This window comes from Kribbella pittospori, assembly GCF_004331465.1.
In the GTDB taxonomy this organism is placed as follows: Bacteria; Actinomycetota; Actinomycetes; order Propionibacteriales; family Kribbellaceae; genus Kribbella; species Kribbella pittospori.
The window spans coordinates 229,449-247,411 of sequence record NZ_SJKB01000008.1 but is presented as its reverse complement, the minus strand read 5'-3'; the positions used below and the strand labels follow the sequence as shown (position 1 = coordinate 247,411).

At 68.5% G+C, this 17,963-nt stretch carries 16 protein-coding genes; 15 read left to right on the top strand and 1 reads right to left on the bottom strand.

Translation table 11 applies throughout. The features are described 5' to 3' along the window. The first annotated feature begins 179 nt into the window (after window positions 1-179). The 5 genes from E0H73_RS25575 (at window position 180) to E0H73_RS25555 (ending at window position 8,317) form a co-directional block, all read left to right on the top strand. Entirely contained in the window at window positions 180-2,135 is a 1,956-nt protein-coding gene (locus E0H73_RS25575; protein ID WP_131360869.1) for an alpha-glucuronidase, read from the top strand. 36 nt (window positions 2,136-2,171) lie between these two features. After that, on the top strand, window positions 2,172-3,176 hold the full coding sequence (locus tag E0H73_RS25570; protein WP_238164245.1) for a LacI family DNA-binding transcriptional regulator: 1,005 nt from the start codon (window positions 2,172-2,174) through the stop codon (window positions 3,174-3,176). A 97-nt stretch (window positions 3,177-3,273) separates the two neighbouring features. Then, complete coding sequence (locus tag E0H73_RS25565) at window positions 3,274-3,624, top strand: holo-ACP synthase (protein ID WP_131360863.1); 351 nt, start codon at window positions 3,274-3,276, stop codon at window positions 3,622-3,624. A 4-nt stretch (window positions 3,625-3,628) separates the two neighbouring features. Then, the gene (locus E0H73_RS25560) at window positions 3,629-5,026 is read left to right on the top strand and encodes an NAD(P)H-hydrate dehydratase (RefSeq protein ID WP_131360861.1); all 1,398 of its coding nucleotides are present in this window, start codon (window positions 3,629-3,631) and stop codon (window positions 5,024-5,026) included. A 297-nt stretch (window positions 5,027-5,323) separates the two neighbouring features. Then, window positions 5,324-8,317 (top strand): PIG-L family deacetylase, encoded by a 2,994-nt coding sequence (locus E0H73_RS25555; RefSeq protein WP_131360859.1) that lies wholly within the window; start codon window positions 5,324-5,326, stop codon window positions 8,315-8,317. Here the strand turns inward: E0H73_RS25555 and E0H73_RS25550 are convergent. Continuing rightward, window positions 8,301-9,068 carry an META domain-containing protein gene (locus E0H73_RS25550; RefSeq protein ID WP_238164244.1) on the bottom strand — a complete coding sequence of 256 codons (768 nt, stop codon included), beginning with the start codon at window positions 9,066-9,068 and terminating at the stop codon, window positions 8,301-8,303. The two genes, E0H73_RS25555 and E0H73_RS25550, sit on opposite strands and share 17 nt — an antisense overlap. A gap of 255 nt (window positions 9,069-9,323) precedes the next feature. Between E0H73_RS25550 and E0H73_RS25545 the strand changes: the two genes are divergently transcribed. The 10 genes from E0H73_RS25545 to E0H73_RS25500 all read left to right on the top strand — a co-directional run bounded on the left by E0H73_RS25545 (window position 9,324) and on the right by E0H73_RS25500 (window position 17,921). Beyond that, entirely contained in the window at window positions 9,324-10,535 is a 1,212-nt protein-coding gene (locus E0H73_RS25545; RefSeq protein ID WP_131360857.1) for a GH12 family glycosyl hydrolase domain-containing protein, read from the top strand. A 97-nt stretch (window positions 10,536-10,632) separates the two neighbouring features. Next, window positions 10,633-11,274: an HAD family hydrolase gene (locus tag E0H73_RS25540; RefSeq protein WP_238164243.1), complete on the top strand. Its 642-nt coding sequence runs from the start codon at window positions 10,633-10,635 to the stop codon at window positions 11,272-11,274. Window positions 11,275-11,289: 15 nt separating this feature from the next. Then, the gene (alr, locus tag E0H73_RS25535; protein ID WP_131360855.1) at window positions 11,290-12,480 is read left to right on the top strand and encodes an alanine racemase; all 1,191 of its coding nucleotides are present in this window, start codon (window positions 11,290-11,292) and stop codon (window positions 12,478-12,480) included. A 6-nt stretch (window positions 12,481-12,486) separates the two neighbouring features. Further along, complete coding sequence (locus tag E0H73_RS25530) at window positions 12,487-13,602, top strand: alpha/beta fold hydrolase (protein ID WP_131360853.1); 1,116 nt, start codon at window positions 12,487-12,489, stop codon at window positions 13,600-13,602. Continuing rightward, the gene (tsaE, locus tag E0H73_RS25525; protein ID WP_131360851.1) at window positions 13,599-14,525 is read left to right on the top strand and encodes a tRNA (adenosine(37)-N6)-threonylcarbamoyltransferase complex ATPase subunit type 1 TsaE; all 927 of its coding nucleotides are present in this window, start codon (window positions 13,599-13,601) and stop codon (window positions 14,523-14,525) included. Before E0H73_RS25530 ends, tsaE begins: the two co-directional genes overlap by 4 nt. Before the next feature lies 1 nt (window position 14,526). Next, on the top strand, window positions 14,527-15,195 hold the full coding sequence (tsaB, locus tag E0H73_RS25520) for a tRNA (adenosine(37)-N6)-threonylcarbamoyltransferase complex dimerization subunit type 1 TsaB (protein WP_131360849.1): 669 nt from the start codon (window positions 14,527-14,529) through the stop codon (window positions 15,193-15,195). After that, the gene (locus tag E0H73_RS25515) at window positions 15,192-15,641 is read left to right on the top strand and encodes a GNAT family N-acetyltransferase (protein ID WP_131360847.1); all 450 of its coding nucleotides are present in this window, start codon (window positions 15,192-15,194) and stop codon (window positions 15,639-15,641) included. Before tsaB ends, E0H73_RS25515 begins: the two co-directional genes overlap by 4 nt. Beyond that, window positions 15,641-16,690: a tRNA (adenosine(37)-N6)-threonylcarbamoyltransferase complex transferase subunit TsaD gene (tsaD, locus tag E0H73_RS25510; RefSeq protein WP_202867560.1), complete on the top strand. Its 1,050-nt coding sequence runs from the start codon at window positions 15,641-15,643 to the stop codon at window positions 16,688-16,690. Before E0H73_RS25515 ends, tsaD begins: the two co-directional genes overlap by 1 nt. Continuing rightward, window positions 16,687-17,136: a GNAT family N-acetyltransferase gene (locus E0H73_RS25505; RefSeq protein WP_131360843.1), complete on the top strand. Its 450-nt coding sequence runs from the start codon at window positions 16,687-16,689 to the stop codon at window positions 17,134-17,136. The genes tsaD and E0H73_RS25505 overlap by 4 nt, the downstream gene beginning before the upstream one ends. After that, the gene (locus E0H73_RS25500; protein WP_131360841.1) at window positions 17,133-17,921 is read left to right on the top strand and encodes an alpha/beta fold hydrolase; all 789 of its coding nucleotides are present in this window, start codon (window positions 17,133-17,135) and stop codon (window positions 17,919-17,921) included. The genes E0H73_RS25505 and E0H73_RS25500 overlap by 4 nt, the downstream gene beginning before the upstream one ends. The last annotated feature ends 42 nt before the right edge of the window (window positions 17,922-17,963 follow it).

Below are 17,963 nucleotides of genomic sequence, written 5' to 3'. Positions count from 1 at the left end.
CACACCGGGCCGGAGTGGGCTTCGTCTCAACCAGGCCTCAGCGGGCGTGCTGGGAAACCGTTTACTCGGCTCTTGACGGTCCGTGTTCCGGTCCGTACGGTGTGTTCGCAGTCCAGCACCGGAAGTGACATCGAAACTTTCGGGATGAGTGAGGGGTCGCTCGGGAGCGTGGTCGAGGCATGACAGTTGACCCCTGCTGGCTCGGCACCCAGCGGCTGCCCGAGGTCACCATCCATGCGTCCGGTGCGCTGGCGCAGACGATCCGCGCCGAGCTTCGGCAGACGCGGCGGATCCGCAACGACGTGGAAGTTGCCCTGTGCACCCTTGGCCGGGTGGGTGAGACGCCTTTGTGGCAAGAGGTCGAGGCCGCGCTCTCCGGCGAGGGATTAGGGGCCGAGGGCTTCGTAGTGGCACGACGAGGCAACAATCTCGTCGTCGCCGCCGAAGCCGGGCGCGGCCTGCTGTACGGCTACTTCTATGTGCTGCGGTACTTCGAGTGGATGACCAGCGAGTTCGTCGTGGTCGAACGGCCGGCCATCGCGATCCGGATGCTGGACCACTGGGACAACCTGGTGCCGCATCCGCGGATGGGCGCGGTCGAGCGCGGGTACTCCGGTGGATCGATATTCTTCCGCGACGGCCGGGTGGTGGCGGATCTCACCCGGGTCCGCGGCTACGCCCGGTTGCTCGCCTCGATCGGCATCAACGCGGTGGCGATCAACAACGTCAACGTGCACGCGGCCGAGACCCGGCTGATCACCGACCACCTGCCGGACGTGTCGCGGCTGGCCGCGGTGTTCCGCGAGTACGGGATCGCGCTGTATCTCTCGGTGAACTTCGCGGCGCCGATGGAGCTCAGCGACCTCGACACCGCCGACCCACTCGACGAGCGCGTGGTCCGGTGGTGGTCGGCCACGGTCAGCCGGGTGTACGACGCCGTACCGGATCTTGGTGGGTTCGTGGTCAAGGCGGACTCGGAGAACCGGCCGGGACCGCACGTCTACGAACGGACCCACGCCGATGGTGCGAACCTGTTCGCCCGGACGCTGGCGCCGTACGGCGGGACTGTGTTCTGGCGGTGTTTCGTGTACGACTCTCACCAGGACTGGCGGGATCGCAGTACCGACCGGGCGCGGGCGGCGTACGACCATTTCATCCCGCTGGACGGGCGGTTCGAGGACAACGTCGTACTGCAGGTGAAGCACGGACCGCTGGACTTCCAGGCGCGCGAGCCGGTGTCGCCGCTCCTGGGGGAGTTGCAGGAGACGCGGTTCGCGCTGGAGTTACAGGTGACGCAGGAGTACACCGGACAGCAGAAGGACCTGTGCTATTTGGGTCCGTGGTGGCGGGAGATCCTGCAGTTCGACACGACCGGTGACGGCGGACCGACTGTTGCTGAGCGCACCAAGGCAATCGTTGCCGTGTCCAACGTTGGTGACGATGCGAACTGGACCGGGCACAAGCTTGCCCAGAGCAATTTGTATGCGTACGGGCGGCTCGCATGGGATCCGTCGGCGGATCCGGTCAGTCTGCTGCACGAGTGGGCGGCGGCGACGTTCGCGATGGACGATCGGACTCGGTCGGAGCTGGTGTCGATCATGGCTGATTCGTGGCGGACGTACGAGCGCTACACGGCGCCTCTTGGTGTCGGGTTCATGGTGGCGCCGGGGTCGCATTATGGGCCGAGCGTCAACGGGTACGAGTACTCGAAGTGGGGGACGTACCACTTTGCGGACCGCAATGGCGTCGGTGTCGACCGGACGGTCGCCACGGGGTCGGGGTACACCGGGCAGTATCCGGAGCCGCTGGCTGGTCGGTACGAGAGCGTCTACACGTGTCCGGATGAGTTGCTGCTGTTCTTCCATCACGTTCCGTACGACCACGTGCTGCAGAACGGGCGGACGGTCCTGCAGCAGATCTACGACACGCACTTCCGGGGGTACGACGAGGTCGAGGCGATGCTGACGCGGTGGAAGGCGATCGCCGATCGGTTCGAGCCCGTCACGCGGGAGAACATCACCACTCGTCTCGAGGGACAGCTCGCGAACGCGCGCGAGTGGCGCGACCAGGTCAACACGTACTTCTACCGACTGAGTGGGATCCCGGACTCCGAGGGCCGCACGATCTACCGCTAGGTCGAAAGTTTCGGGTCGAGTTGTATCGTGCTCGGTGTGGGTGAGCGGGTGACGATTGCGCAGATCGCGGAGCAGGCTGGGGTCTCTGTGCCCACTGTTTCCAAGGTGCTCAACGGTCGCGCCGATGTGTCCGCCCAGACCCGGGCCAAGGTCGAGAGCCTGATCCAGGAGCACGGGTATCGGCGGCGTACCAGTGGTACGGCGAGCAGTCCGATGATCGATCTCGTCTTTCATCAGATCGGTGGCGACTGGGCGGTCGAGTTGATTCACGGTGTCGAGGGCGTGGTCCGAGCCGAGGGTGTCGAGCTGGTGCTGTCCGAATGCGGCGCGTCCCGGCGGCCGCGGCAGGAGTGGATCGAGTCGGTGCTGAGCCGGCGGCCGCTCGGCGTGATCATGGTGTTCTCCGATCTCGACCCCGATCAACGGGCGCAGTTGGAGGCGCGGCGGATCCCGTTCGTGGTGGTCGATCCGGTCGGCGACGAGGGGGACGACGTACCGTCCATCGGTTCGGCCAACTGGAACGGCGGGCGGATGGCGACGATGCATCTGCTGAAGCTCGGGCACCGGCGGATCGGGATGATCGGCGGGCCGGTCGAGACGCTCTGCTCGCGGCAGCGGGTCGACGGATACACGGACGCGCTCCGGTCGGCTGGGGTGTCGGTTGATCCTGCGTTGATCCGGTCGGGGGACTTCGGGGTCGAGAGCGGGCATCGGGAAGCCACGGTGCTGCTGGGTCTGAAGGACCGGCCGACCGCGATCTTCGCCGGCAGCGACATGCAGGCCCTCGGCGTCTACCAGGCCGCGCGCGAACTCGGCCTCGACATCCCCCGAGACCTCTCAGTCGTCGGCTACGACGACCTCCCGGTCGCCCAGTGGGTTGGCCCCACCCTCACCACAGTCCACCAACCCCTCCGCCAAATGGCCGAACTAGCCACCCGCCTGGTCCTGGACCTGTCGCGAGGCATCACCCCAGCGGCCCTCCGAATGGACCTAGCCGTAGAAATGCGAGTCCGCCAATCCACCGCACCCCCACCCAGCTAACCCACCCCGCCCTCCGCACCCGATTGCCTGCGCACCCCACCCCACAACCGCGCCGCTTGCGGCGCTTGTGCTTTCTTCGCCAGCTAGGGTGAGCTTCATGATCGTCGGCGTGGGTATTGATGTGGTCGACGTGGAGCGGTTCATGAAGACGCTGGATCGCACGCCCGGTCTGCGGGACCGTGTGTTCACGGCGACCGAGGCAGTGAAACCGCCCGCATCACTGGCAGCCCGGTTCGCAGCAAAGGAAGCACTCGCGAAAGCTCTGGGCGCCCCAGCCGGAATGCACTGGCACGACGCCGAAGTACAGACCGACGAGACCGGCCGCCCCTGGCTCGAGATCAGCGGAACCGTCGCCGCCCAGGCCAGCCGTCTCGGCGTCCAAAGCCTGCACCTCTCCCTGAGCCACGACGCCGGCATCGCCTCAGCAGTCGTCGTACTGGAGGGCTAGACCCATGCGCCGCGCACACACAGTCGAGCAGGTCCGCGCCGCCGAGGCCGACCTGATGGCGCGCCTCCCCGAGGGCACCCTGATGCAACGCGCCGCGATCGGCCTCGCCGTTGCCATCAGCAACTTCCTCGGCCGCACGTACGGCGCCCGCGTCGTACTCCTGATCGGCTCCGGCGACAACGGCGGCGACGCCCTGTACGCCGGTGTCCGCCTGGCGCGTCGCGGTGCGCAGGTGACCGCCGTACTGCTCTCATCCAAGGCTCACCAAGCCGGCCTCGACGCACTGCTGTCAGCCGGTGGACGCGTCGGCTCGACCGACGACATCCCCGACGCCGACGTAGTGATCGACGGCATCGTCGGCATCGGCGGCCGCCCCGGTCTCCGCCCCGACGCGCTCGCCGCGGTCGAGCTGGCCGACGAGTACGGCGTACCGATCGTTGCCGTCGACACCCCCTCAGGCGTCGACGTCGACACCGGCGAGACCCCAGAACCGCACGTCCGCGCCGCCCTGACCGTCACCTTCGGCACCCACAAGATCTGCCACTTCATCGACCCCGCCGCCAACGCCTGCGGCCCGGTCCACCTGGTCGACATCGGCCTCGACCTCCCACCCGCCGCCGTCTCCGTCCTCCAACCCGCCAACATCCGCGCGCTCTACCCCGTCCCCACCGGCGATTCCGACAAGTACTCCCGCGGCGTACTCGGCCTCATCGCCGGATCCACTCAGTACCCCGGCGCCGCGGTCATCGCCACCGCCGGCGCGTTGGCCGGGCCGCTCGGCATGGTCCGGTACGTCGGCCCGGATGCCGTCGCGGTCGAGGTCCGGTCGGCGCATCCGGAAGTGGTCGCCGGGTACGGCCGGGTCCAGGCGTGGGCGATCGGATCCGGCCTCGGCGACGATTTCGACGTCGCGCGTGTACACGACCTGCTCGACGCCGACGAGCCGGTGGTCCTCGACGCGGACGGTCTGAAGGCACTCGACGCGGACGGCGACCACATCGGCGTACTCGCGACTCCGCACGCCGGTGAACTGGCCCGGATGCTCGGCGTCGAACGCTCGAAGGTGGAGGCCCGACGCCTCGAGCACGCCCGCCTGGCGGCCGAGCGCTTCGACGTGACGATCCTGCTCAAGGGCGCGACCACCGTCATCGCCGCCCCCGACGGCCAGGTGCGCGTCAACACCAACGCCACCCCCTGGCTCGCCACCGCCGGCGCCGGCGACGTCCTGGCCGGCCTCTGCGGCGCCCTCCTCGCCGGCGGCCTAACCCCCCTCGACGCAGCCTCCGTAGGAGCCCACCTCCACGCCGCCGCAGCCACCCTCGCCTCCAACTCCGCCCCCATCACAGCCCTCTCCGTAGCCGCAGCCCTCCCAGAAGCCACCCGCCAAATCCTCGCGGGGTAATCCCCAACCCCACCGCTACGCGCGCCTTCGTCGCGTACACGCGTCGGCTCCCGACCCCCTCTTTCGCATCGTCCATGGCCACACGATGTACAGATCGACAGGTAGTGCACTCGCGAGACGCTGTACGCGCAGACACCCTTGCGCTCAGGTGCACTACGACGCACCGGATACCTCCTGTCGTCACGCACGCCGCTGATCGATCACGCCCGGTGTGCTCACCGGAGGCGGCGTGGGATGGATTGGTTGTGGGTAGGAAAGGGGTTGCTGGTGAACTCCGCCGCCCTTGGAGTGTGCTTTGTGAAGCGAATTGTTGTGGTTGCTGCTCTTGCTCTGATCGCCGCGTTGCCGCTGCCGGCCCAAGCCCAGGCGCGCACCTCGGCCACGAACTCCGGCGAAGGCTCGGCGGGTACGGCGTATGTGGCTGATCGGGACACGAAGATCGACGTGATGGGGGAGTGGGCCCATCCGGACGACGACACGAGCATCATCGGGCCGTGTGGGGTGTGGCATCAGCAGTACGGCGTGAAGTGTGGCGTGATCATGGTGACGCGCGGTGAGGGCGGCGGGAACGCGGCCGGCACCGAGCTCGGCCCGGAGCTGGGGCTTCGGCGCGAGAACGAGGACCGGGTCGCGCACTACCGCTCGGGCACCGTGGACATCTTCAACCTGGACCGGATCGACTTCTTCTACAACCAGAGTGCGCCGTTGACGCAGTACTTCTGGGACGAGGAGGAGACGCTGCGCCGGGTGACGCGGGTGATCCGGGAGACGCAGCCCGAGGTGTACATCGGGTTCACGCCGACCCTCGCCGCGGGACACGGCAACCACCAGCAGGCGGGACGGCTGATCTGGGAGGGCGTGCTCGCAGCCGCCGACCCGACCAAGTTCCCCGAGCAGCTGAAGGGCCCGAACGCGCTCAGCACGTGGCAGGTGAAGAAGGTCTTCTCCGGCGGCGCCACCGCGGGCACCGGCGGTACGACGACCGCCGCGAACTGCACCACCGGGTTCACGCCGACCGGCCTGGACACCGTCGCGGGCGTGTGGACCGGGTACGACTCGCCGTACAAGTGGCCGGCCGGGAACGTCCAAGGCCAGCCGGCCGGGACCCCGAAGATCTGGCAGCAGGTCTCCGACGAGGGTCGCGCGGCGTACCCGACGCAGAGCCGGGTGATGTTCAAGGGAACGTCAACCCCGGCCTGCCCACGGTTCGGGATGACGCAGTCGTTCGTCCCGTTCCAGCCGAACGCCAACGCCGCAGCGGGCAGGGACGACGCGATCCTGTTCGGCGCGACCAAGCCTGATCCAGGCGGACTCCCTCTTGGCACCTTGGAGTACCTGACGTTCGACCGCTTCTACAACGTCGCCGGCGAACCGTTCCACGCGACCGTGCACCTCAAAGCACCCAAGGGCAAGCTTGCCAAAGGCAACGTCATGCTCAACGTCCCGGCCGGCTGGACGACCGACGGCCCCAAGCCCGTGCCCGCAAAGCCCAGCGCCGACATCACCTTCACAGTGACCCCGTCCGCCACCGCGACGGTCGACCAGAACGCGAAGGTCGCCGCTACGTACACCACCGCGAAGGCGACCGGCTACACGGACAACGTCGTACGGATCGTGTCCGCCGCCGAGGGCCGGTTCCAGCGCTGGGGCAACTGGCAGGAGTACGACGAATGGCTCGCGACGACCGCACCGCAGGCCAACCGCCTCGGCCGGTCCCCGGCGATCCAGTCGATGGGCATCGGGCAGACGATCGACCTCCCGGTCGTCGTGCACAACTGGTCCGCCGAACCGCAGAGCGGCGCGGTGTCGCTCGAGCTTCCGGCAAACTTCACCGTCGACGCGGCCTCGAAACCGTACGACGTGCAACCCGGTGCTGACACCACAGTCACGTTCAAGGTCACCAACACCGACACCGCGCTGCCCGCCCAGCAGAACGTGTCGATCCCGATCAAGACGACGTACGCCGGTGGTGCCGGTGGCGAGTCGTTGACACTCACGTTGGTCCCGACCACCGCGATCCCGCAGGCAACCCCAGTCGTCGACGGCAAGGCGGACCCGGGCGAGTACCCAGGCCCGACGCTCGACCTCGGCCGGATCTGGCAGGGTGCGTCCACCTGCACCGGTGTCGACGACTGCGGCGTTTCCCCAACAGGTGAAGGCAGTACGGCGAAGGTGAGCTGGTCGGACGACGCGCTGTACTTCTTCATTCACGTCCGCGACGACTACCAGTCGTACGCCGTCACGCCGGCCGAGTGTGTCGGTCACTGGCAGGCAGACTCGGTGGAGATCCTGCTCGACCCGCGCGGCAACGCGTCGCAGGCGCTGATGGACACCGCGAACACGTTCAAGCTCGGCATCTTCCCGTTCAGTCAGAGCGGAGGACCGTGCTGGGAGCGCGACGCCGACAACCACCAGGGCTACTCCAGCGGTTCGCTCGACACCGGCAACGCGCCCGGCGTGCAGGTCGCGTCGACCGCACAGTGGGTCGGCAGCAACGAGACGACCGTGCCGCACGCGTACGCCGGTGGCGGCTACGACCTCGAGGTCAAGATCCCGCTGGCCGACCTCCCTGCCGCTGTAGACCCGTCGCGCATGGGACTGAACATCACGCCGTACGACAACGACGACACGTCAGCAGCCGGTACGACGACGCTCAGGCACATCGACATGAGCACGCGACTGGGATGGTCCGCACTCGGGTCGGTCCAGTCCGACCCGTACCGCTGGGGCCTCGCGACACTGCCGGGCTACACCCCACCGGCAGATCGCCCGACCACGCCGGCGCCGCCCAACGTGTCCAACCCCAACCTCAACGGCGCCCTGTCACCGCAGACCATCGCGCAGTCCGCACGGAACGGCGTACCGATCTCCGGCCGCGTCCCCACGACCGACCTGAAGATCCTGTCCGCCGCACTCCGCGGGAGCAGCGTGGACGTGGTGACGAACTCCCGAGGCAGCGGTACGGCGCGTGCGTTCCTGACCACTGGTGAGCTCGGGGCGATCCCGTTGTGGACGACGAGTTGCGCACTCGCTGCGGACCCGCCACCCGACTACGGCCTGACACCGTGTGCGGTCACCGACGGTGGCATCCCGCCGTGGTCACCGGACATGAGCGGGCACCTGGTGAAGCAGGCGACGCAGAACGTCACCGACGGTGTCCAGCGCTGGACGATCCCGCTGACTGCAGCGCAGCGGGCCACTCTGGCCAACGACGGTCGCCTGCTCGTCTCCTACGAGACGCCGCAGAACGAGGTCCAGGCCTTCGACCTCAAGCTCAGCGGACGGCGGTGAAGTCCAGGCCGCCGACGGCGTTGCGAAGCTCGAGTTTGTTGGAGTCGATCTCGTAGGAGACTTCGCCCTTCAGACCATTCAGGAGGCTGGACTCGAGCTTCGCCGCGTCACCGGCACAAGCGCGGCGGGTGGTCGCGAGCTCCCCGAAGGTCAGCCTGCCGGGAGCCTGCGCCACCACGCCCTGGAAGTCGTTGCAGCCGGTCGATCCGGTGACGCGCTCGCCGTTCAGCGTCATCCAGGCCTTCTCCGAGCCGACCTGGTGGGAGGCGACCTCGCCGGTGATCACGGTGTTCAGAGTCCACTTGGTGCTGTCGAGGGCCAGGTCCGGCTCCGCGGTCTCGCGGTCCTGGAGGGCGATCGTCGTACCGCCGGACGTCACGTTGAGGGTGTCGCCGTCGACCTTCCAGGACGGCTTGCTGGACAGGATGCCGGACAGCCAGCCGTCCTGGTCCTGCCGGCCCGGGCAGCCCATGTCGGTCATCACCAGGTCGTCCTTCAGCGTCAGCGTGCCGTCACTGGTCGACACCTTCGACTGCATGGAGTTGCAGCCCGCGTCGGCAATCAAACGTCCGTCATCGGTGAATTGGAGTCGCACCCGGGTGTTCTGAGCCAGCTGTTTCGGGGCGCCGTTCTCGGTCACGGCGGTCGACAGCCACGACTTGCCGGTGAGCGTTCCACCGGCGCTCGACTCGTTCCCACACGCGGTCAGGGCGAGCAGCAGACCGGCGCCGGCCACTGCGATCATCCGCATCTTCACAACCCTATGGACGCCGGTCCCGCGGCCGGCGTTGCACCCTAACGCTGGGTTAAATCGTGATGTGGGGGTTGGCGTTTCACATCACGGTTGGATAACGTCAGGCCCGCCGTACGCACGAGAGCGAAATTGTGCACGACAAGGCCGGGTCAGCCTGGCCCTTCTGGGGATTCAATCGAACAGTTGAGGGCCACGCTGGAGCGCTGGGGCAGTCAGTGTGGCCCGTCGAACACAACCAAAGGATCTTTTCGCATGCCCCCCATCCGAACTGCCCGGAGCCGCGTGGTCATTCCAGCGGTGTTCCTTGCCATCGGCGCACTCATTGCCGCGCCGATCGCCGTTCAGGCGGCCAAGGACTCCCCTGTCGCTGCGACCACTGCCAGCGCCGCGGACAGCGCGGTCACTGATCTCCCGAGCGTCGGACGCGTCGAGACCTGCGTCCTTGACTCCAACTCCGGCTGCACGGTGCTGCACGGCTTCGGCAAGAAGCCGACCGCGATCACCGCGACGGCCTCCGGACCGGCGATGCTGTCGATCGACCCGAGCCGGACCGATGACAAGTCCTACCGGTTGCGCGCCCTGCGCTACGACGGCCAGCGGTACCGGGCCGGCACCAAGCTGACCTACACCGCGCACTACGACTTCGTCGAGGCTCCGGCCCAGCCGACCACGCCGACGCCGACCACCACTTCGACCCCGACCAAGCCGCCGACAAGTACGCCGACGACCACCACCACCCCGACGAAGCCGCCGACGTCGACCCCCACGACGACGGCTCCGCCGACCACCACGCCCAGCACGACGACACCGACCTCGTCGCCGGCGGGCACCTGCACCAAGCCGTCGTTCCTCACCACCTCGACGAACAACCAGGGTGACGGACGGAACTTCGGCGCGTACTACGTCCACAACAACATGTGGAACAACGACAACGGCACCTACACGCTGGGCGCCTGCAACTACAACAGCTGGTACGTCGAGGTCACCCAGCCGCTGCCCGGCGACAAGGGTGTTCAGGCGTACCCGAACGTGCACAAGGACTACGACGACGTCGCGTTGTCGAAGATCCAGTCGGCCAAGTTCGCGGCGTCGACCCCGGCCAGCTGCGACGGCTGCATCTACAACGTCGCGTTCGATGCGTGGATCGGCGACGGCCTGAACAACGAGCTGATGATCTGGACCGAGAACAAGGGCCAGGTCCCGGCCGGCCGCAAGGTGGGCACCGTGAACTTCGGTGGCTTCACCTACGACGTGTGGCACGAGAGCGGCTACACCGCCTACGTGTCGCAGGTCACGCAGAAGTCCGGCACGATGCCGCTGGCGAGCTTCTTCAGCGACATGGTCAACCGGGGCTGGGCGCCGAAGGCGACGACCTGGCAGGTCGACTACGGCATCGAGGTCGTGTCCACCGGCAACGCCAAGAAGCGGTTCGACTTCACCGACTTCTCCATCCAGGAGAACTGAGCAGTACCGAACCCCGCCCTCGCGCGAACGGACCATGCTGCGGTACGGCCGCCGCGACCCCCAGGGTCGCGGCGGCCGCATTGCGTAGGGTGCTGGGGTGATCGGTCTGGTGATCTTCGACAACGACGGCGTACTGGTGGACTCCGAGCGGCTGGCCAACTCGATCCTGGCCGAGCTGCTCACCGAGGCCGGGTTGCCCTACAGCTTCGAGGAAACGGTGCGTGACTTCATGGGCGGCAGTATGGCGTCCATGCGGCAGAAGGCCGAGGCGCAGCTCGGACGGCCGCTGCCGGCTGACCTGGAGGATCGGTACCACCAGCGGCTGTTCGACGGGTTCGCGCAACTCCAGGCGATCGCCGGCGTCGAGGCTGTCCTCGACCACCTCGATGCAGAGGGGCTCAGGTACTGCCTGGCCTCGTCAGGCACGCATCGCCGGATCCGTACGGCGCTTACGGCGGTCGGCTTCCTGGATCGTTTCGAGGGCCGGATCTTCAGCGCCGAGGACGTTGCCCACGGCAAGCCCGCACCGGATCTGTTCCTGCATGCGGCGCAGGAGCAGGGCGTGAAACCGGCCGACTGCGTGGTCATCGAGGACAGCCCGCTCGGCGTCGCCGCAGCCAACGCGGCCGGGATGAAGGTCTTCGGGTACGCCGGGATGACGGACCCCGCGAAGTTGTCCGCGGCAGACGCCGTTTTCCACGACATGGCCGCCCTTGCCGACCTGATCGACGGCGCCTGAGACACTGGAAGGGCTATGTCTACCCTCCAGTCACTTAGCGGCCACCGCCCGGTCCGCGCCGAGGCGGTCGTTGATCTGGCCGCGATCCGCCACAACGTGGCCACTCTGCGTGCTCGCGCCGATAGCGCGCAGCTGATGACAGTGGTCAAGGCCGACGGCTACGGGCACGGGATGATCCCGGTCGCGCGCGCTGCTCGCGAGGCCGGTGCCGACTGGCTCGGCGCCGCCGTACTCGAGGAAGCGCTCGCGCTGCGCGAGGCCGGCGACACCGGTCCGATCTTCTGCTGGCTGACCACGCCGGGCGAGCCGCTGTCGGACGCGATCGCCGTCGGCATCGACCTGTCCGCCGGAGCGCCCTGGGAGATCGACGAGCTGGCCGCCGGGGTCACCGATCGGCCGGCCCGGGTGCACCTGAAGATCGACACCGGCATGAGCCGCGGTGGCGCCGTACCTGAGGAGTGGCCCGCACTGATCCGCGCCGCGGTCCGCGAGCAGCAGTCGGGCCGGATCGAGGTCCGGGGCATCTGGTCGCATCTGTCGTCCTCGGACGAGCCGAAGAGCCCGGCGAACGAGGCTCAGCTGGCCACCTTCCAGGAGGCGATCGAGGTCGCCGAGTCGTTCGGCATCGACGCCGAGTTCAAGCACCTGGCGAACTCTGGTGCCACGCTCGCGCTCCCCGAGACCCACTTCAATCTGGTCCGCCCGGGCGTCGCGACGTACGGGCTGTCGCCGTTCGGGCATGCGCTGCCGTCGGCGGAGCTGGGGCTGCGCCCGGCGATGACGCTGAAGGCCAGGCTTGCGATGGTGAAGCGGGTGCCGGCCGGTGCGGGCGTCTCGTACGGCCTGACCTGGACTGCGCCGCGGCCGTCGACGCTCGGACTGATCCCACTCGGCTACGGCGACGGGCTGCCCCGGCACGCGTCGAACGGAGCGCCGGTTCTGATCGGTGGACATCGCCGTACGATCGTCGGCCGGATCTGCATGGATCAGTGCATGGTCAACCTCGAGGACGATGAGGCGGCCGCGGGCGACGAGGTCGTGCTGTTCGGCCCGGGGACTGACGGCGAGCCGACGGCGGACGACTGGGCTGACGCCGCGGGGACCATCAACTACGAGATCGTGACCCGGCTGGGCGCCCGCATTCCACGCCGGTACGTCGACAGTGCTCAAGACCTTCCCCACCCCACCACCCCAGTCGAAAGGTAGACCGGTATGTCCAAAGCAGGACGGACTGCCGGTCTGATCGGGGCCGCGGTCGGAGTGCTCGCCGCGGGAGCGGCAGCCGGCGTCGCCGTCGAGCGGCAGGTGATCGGCCGCCGGTCCAGTCAGCGCGCGCAGCTCGAGGCTGAGCCGTTCGGATCGATGCGCGGTACCCCACATGTCTTCACGGCCGACGACGGCGTCGAGCTGTACGTCGAGGTCGACGAGCTGAAGTGGTCCCGCCGACCGGCGCAACCGAAGCGCCGGTTACGGCGGAAGTTGCCACTCCCGCCCGAGGACCTGACCGTCATCTTCGCGCACGGCTACGGCCTGAACATGGACTGCTGGCACTTCGAGCGCCGCGATCTGGCTGGCCTCGGCACGCTGGTGTTCTACGACCAGCGCTCGCACGGCCGGTCCGGGCGATCGCCGAAGGAGCATGTCAGCATCGAGCAGCTCGGCCGCGACCTGCACGGGATCATGGAGGAGTTCGCGCCGACCGGTCCGGTGATCCTGATCGGTCACTCGATGGGTGGCATGTCGATCATGGCGCTGGCCGAGCAGCATCCGGAGCTGTTCGGCGACCGGGTCATCGGGGTCGGCCTGTGCTCGACCAGCGCGGGCGGCCTGGACCAGGTCCCGATCATCGTGCCGGGCAAGCTCGGGATGATGCTGCGCACCCTGGCCACCCCGACGGTCTCGGTGCTGGCGCGCATCCCCGATGTGGTGGAGCGCAGCCGGAAGGCCGGGACGGACATCAGCTACTTGCTGACCCGGAAGTACTCGTTCGGCTCCGAGGTGCCGCCGGCGTACACCGAGTTCGTCAACGAGATGATCGCGGCGACGCCGATCTCGGTGATCGCGGAGTTCTACCCGATCTTCGCGCTGCACGACAAGTTCGACGCCCTGGAGCCGTTGCAGAAGGTGGAGTGCGTGGTGATCGGTGGCGACCGCGACCACCTGACGCCGTTCGCGCACGCCGAGGAGATCGTCCGGCGGGTACCCGGCGCCGAGCTGGTCGAGGTGCAGAACTGCGGTCACCTGGGCCTGATCGAGCACCACGATGAGTTCACCGCCGCCCTCCTTGGCATGATCGAGCGAGCCGAACAATCCTTGGGACACACATGACCGACCTGCACGTCATGGACGCGACGTCCGACAACGTCGACCAGATCGTTGCGGTGATCCACCACGCGTTCTCCGCCCGGCGCGTGCTCGACCCGCCGTCCACCGCCCTGTCCGAGAACGCGACCACAGTGGCAGCCGCCATCGCGCAGTACGGCGGTCTACTGGTTCGCAGCAACGGCGTCCCGGCCGGCGCGATGCTGTTCGAGGAGATCGGCGACGTACTGAACCTGCGCCGCGTCTCGGTCGACCCGCGCCACCAGGGTCACGGGGTCGCGTCCGCGATGGTCGGGTGCGCCGAGGAGGTCGCCGTACAGCGCGGACTGAATCGGGTCCAGTTGATCGCACGGGTCGAACTGCCCGACACCGTGGAGTTCTGGCGGCGCCGCGGGTACTCGTTGGTCGAGCAGCAGGATCACAACCTGATCCTGGCGAAGGCGATGCCGATCGAGCTGACCGTGCCGACAGCCGACGACATGCGGGCGATCGGTGAGGAGCTCGCGGGCCGGCTCCGCGCGGGCGACGTACTCGTGCTGTCCGGCGACCTCGGTGCGGGCAAGACGACATTCACTCAAGGTCTCGGTGCGGGACTGAAGGTGCGCGGTGACATCACGTCGCCGACGTTCGTGATCTCGCGGGTGCACCCGTCGCTCGCAGGTGGTCCCGCGCTTGTGCACGTGGACGCGTACCGGCTGGGTGGGATCGCCGAGCTGGACGACCTCGATCTGGACGCGAGCCTGGACGACGCGGTCACGGTGGTCGAGTGGGGCCACGGCTTGGCCGAGTCGCTCGCGGCGGACCGGCTGGACATCGTGGTCACCCGCGGCGACGACGACACCGACGAGACCCGCGAGCTGCGAATCATCCCGGTGGGGCCGCGCTGGGCCGCGTCCGGAGTCCGGGTGTCCGTACTGGAGAAGAACTGACATGTTGCTTGCCTTTGACACCTCGAGTGCGGCCGTCACCGTCGCGCTGGCCGACCCGCTGAGCGGTGAGATCGTCGCGTCCTCGACGGCCGTCGACGCCTTGCGGCACGGCGAGCTGCTCGCACCGGCGATCGCCGCGGCGCTGGAGACTGCGGGCTGTACGGCGAGCGATCTGACCCGGATCGCGGTCGGTGTGGGACCGGGTCCGTTCACCGGATTGCGGGTCGGACTGGTGACTGCCCGGACCATGGCCGACGTACTCGGGATCGAGGTTGCCGGCGTCTGCAGCCTGGACATCCTCGCGCGGCAGTCGTCGCTGACGTTGCCGGTTGCAGTCGCGACCGACGCGCGGCGCAAGGAGATCTACTGGGCCCTGTACGACGGCCCGGCCGCCGACGGGAGCCGGCGTCGCCTGGAAGGGCCGGCGGTGGATCGTCCGGCCGAGGTGGCGCACGTGCTGTCGGGTCTGCCGGTGATCGGCCGGGGTGCGGTCCTGTACGCCGAGGCGCTCGGTGTGACGGACGTAGATGTCGCCGAATACCCGTCGGCCGAGGTGCTCGCGACCGGAGTCGCGACCGGGACGCTCGACGTGGTCGAGCCCGACCCGCTGTACCTGCGCCGGCCCGACGTGACGATGTCCGCCGGGCCGAAGAGCGTGCTGCCGAAGTGAGACCAGCCATTCGACCGGCGACCGCGGACGATCTGCCCGCACTGGTCGCGTTGGACGAGGTGTGCTTCGGGTCGGAGGCCTGGAGTACGGTCTCGTGGACGACCGAGTTCGAGCGGCTGTCCGAGGACCGGGTGATCCTGGTCGCGGACGAGGGCGCGGCCGTCGGGTACGTCGTACTCCTGGTGCCGCCGGTCACGTTGGATGTGGTCGAGTTGCTGCGGATCGCGGTGACCCCGGCAGAACGGCGTACCGGGATCGGCGGGCAGTTGATGACGGCGGCGCTGGCGCGCTGTGCCGGCCGGACCGTGTTGCTGGAAGTTGCTGCGGGCAATCAATCGGCCGGCGGGCTCTATGAAAGCTTTGGTTTCGAGGAGATCAGCCGGCGGCGCGCGTACTACGCCGGTGGCGAGGATGCGGTGATCATGCGGTGGCGGGAGGAATTGTGATGGACGAGCCCCTGATCCTGGGGATCGAGACGTCGTGCGACGAGACCGGGGTCGGGATCGTCCGCGGGCAGACGCTGCTCGCCGACGCGATCGCGTCCAGTGTCGAGGAGCACGCCCGGTTCGGTGGCGTCGTACCGGAAGTGGCCAGTCGCGCACACCTGGAGGCGATGGTGCCGACGATCCGGCGCGCCTGCGAGACCGCCGGGATCAAACCGACCGACGTCGACGCCGTCGCGGTCACCAGCGGGCCCGGCCTCGCCGGTGCGTTGCTCGTCGGCGTGGCCGCGGCCAAGGGGCTGGCGCTGTCGCTCGACAAGCCGCTGTACGGCGTGAACCACCTCGCGGCGCATGTCGCCGTCGACACCTTGGAGCACGGCGATCTGCCCAAGGGCTGCGTCGCGATGCTGGTGTCCGGTGGGCATTCGTCGTTGCTCGCGGTCGAGGACATCACCGATGGCGTGCTGCCGATGGGGAGCACCATCGACGACGCCGCGGGCGAGGCCTTCGACAAGGTCGCGCGGGTGCTGGGGCTGCCGTTCCCGGGCGGTCCATATGTCGACAAGGCGGCACGGGACGGTGGCGACCGGCTCTACGTCACGTTCCCGCGCGGGCTGACGTCGCAGCGCGACCTCGAGCGGCACCGGTTCGACTTCTCCTTCTCCGGCTTGAAGACCGCGGTCGCGCGCTGGGTCGAGGCGCGACGTCGCGACGGTGAGGATGTGCCGGTGAACCACGTCGCCGCGGCCTTCCAGGAGGCGGTCTGCGATGTACTGACCCGCAAAGCGATCGACGCGTGCAAGGACCGGGGCTTCGAACATCTGTTGATCGGTGGCGGTGTCGCGGCGAACTCGCGGCTCCGCGCGATGGCCGAAGAGCGTTGCTCGGCGGCAGGCATCGCCGTACGGGTGCCGCGGCCGGGGTTGTGCACCGACAACGGCGCGATGGTGGCGGCGCTCGGCTCGGAGCTGGTCCGGGCCGGGAAGGAGCCGTCGCCGTTGGGGTTGTCGGCCGACTCGTCGATGCCGATCACCGAGGTGCTGAACAAATGAAGTGGACCCACCCGGAGGGTTTCGAGGCGGACGACGACGCGACCCGGATCGACGTCGATGTGGTGCACGGCTTCCTGAGTACGTCGTACTGGGCGCCGGGGATTCCGCGGGAGGTCGTGGCGCGGTCGATCGCGGGGTCGCTGAACGTCGGGGTGTTCACGGCGGACGGGGAGATGGTTGCGTTCGCTCGCGCGGTGACGGACCGGGCGACCTTCGCGTGGATCGCGGATGTGTTCGTGGTGCCTGAGCAGCGCGGGCACGGGCTGGGGAAGTTCGTGGTGGCGACGCTGCTCGAACATCCCGAGTTGCAGGGTGTACGTCGCGTCATGCTCGGGACCGAGGACGCACACGAGCTCTACCGGCGGCACGGTTTCACCGAGCTCGCCGCCGACGGCCGGATGATGGGCATCCGGCGGGATCCCGCGGACATCTACGGCCGTCCATGACCGGTCCTGCTGTCGATCTGGTCTGGCATCCTGCCGGGGCGACGGATCTGGTGGTGCTGGCTCACGGTGGGCAGGAGCATTCGACCGCGGTTCCGCATCTGTGGCGGGCGCCGATTCTGCGGATGTGGCCGTTCGCTCTGGCGGCCCGGTCGGCTGTCCCCGCCGCGGCGGTCGGGTTGCTGCGGTATCGGTATCGCGGGTGGAACGGGTCCGCCGCCGACTCTGCGGTGGATCTCCGGGCGGTCCTCGACGAGTTGCCGCCGGTGATCCGGCGCGTTGTGCTGATCGGTCACTCGATGGGTGGCCGCGCGGTTGTGGCCGCGGGCAATCATCCGCGGGTGGCCGGCGTACTGGCGTTGGCTCCATGGCTGCCGGAAGGCGAGCCACTGACAACCCTGCGTCCGCCGGTGACGTTCGCTCATGGCACGGACGACACGATCACCGACCCTCGCGCGACCGCCGCGTACGCCGAACGGCTGCGCGCTGCCGGTACTCCGGTCACGATGTATGCGCTCGCCGGGGAAGGCCACGCGATGCTCCGTCGGTCGACTGACTGGAACACCGTGGTCGCCAACTTCACCACTACGGCCTTGAGCGCCGCAGCACCCGCCCTTGGCACGGACAGCCCGCGCGTAGAGCCACTCCCGCAGTACGGCGCGAAGGCGTTGTTGCCGATCGCGGTCGGGTCGATCGCGGTGGCACGCTTCCGGCTGCCGGTGGTTGAACGGTTCGAGGTGCACTGCAGTGCGGGGAAGAGCACGGCAGCGGGCGGAGACCTGGGGTGACTTCGCCGCCTGCTCCCCAGGTGAACGGCCAGCGGCCAACCG

Bases quoted from the DNA above. Each gene is read 5' to 3' on its own strand.
- E0H73_RS25575 (WP_131360869.1), top strand. From the start codon at position 180: ATGACAGTTGACCCCTGCTGGCTCGGCACCCAGCGGCTGCCCGAGGTC.
- E0H73_RS25565 (WP_131360863.1), top strand. From the start codon at position 3,274: ATGATCGTCGGCGTGGGTATTGATGTGGTCGACGTGGAGCGGTTCATG.
- E0H73_RS25560 (WP_131360861.1), top strand. From the start codon at position 3,629: ATGCGCCGCGCACACACAGTCGAGCAGGTCCGCGCCGCCGAGGCCGAC.
- E0H73_RS25550 (WP_238164244.1), bottom strand. From the start codon at position 9,068: ATGCGGATGATCGCAGTGGCCGGCGCCGGTCTGCTGCTCGCCCTGACC.
- E0H73_RS25545 (WP_131360857.1), top strand. From the start codon at position 9,324: ATGCCCCCCATCCGAACTGCCCGGAGCCGCGTGGTCATTCCAGCGGTG.
- alr (WP_131360855.1), top strand. From the start codon at position 11,290: ATGTCTACCCTCCAGTCACTTAGCGGCCACCGCCCGGTCCGCGCCGAG.
- E0H73_RS25530 (WP_131360853.1), top strand. From the start codon at position 12,487: ATGTCCAAAGCAGGACGGACTGCCGGTCTGATCGGGGCCGCGGTCGGA.
- tsaE (WP_131360851.1), top strand. From the start codon at position 13,599: ATGACCGACCTGCACGTCATGGACGCGACGTCCGACAACGTCGACCAG.
- tsaB (WP_131360849.1), top strand. From the start codon at position 14,527: ATGTTGCTTGCCTTTGACACCTCGAGTGCGGCCGTCACCGTCGCGCTG.
- tsaD (WP_202867560.1), top strand. From the start codon at position 15,641: ATGGACGAGCCCCTGATCCTGGGGATCGAGACGTCGTGCGACGAGACC.
- E0H73_RS25505 (WP_131360843.1), top strand. From the start codon at position 16,687: ATGAAGTGGACCCACCCGGAGGGTTTCGAGGCGGACGACGACGCGACC.
- E0H73_RS25500 (WP_131360841.1), top strand. From the start codon at position 17,133: ATGACCGGTCCTGCTGTCGATCTGGTCTGGCATCCTGCCGGGGCGACG.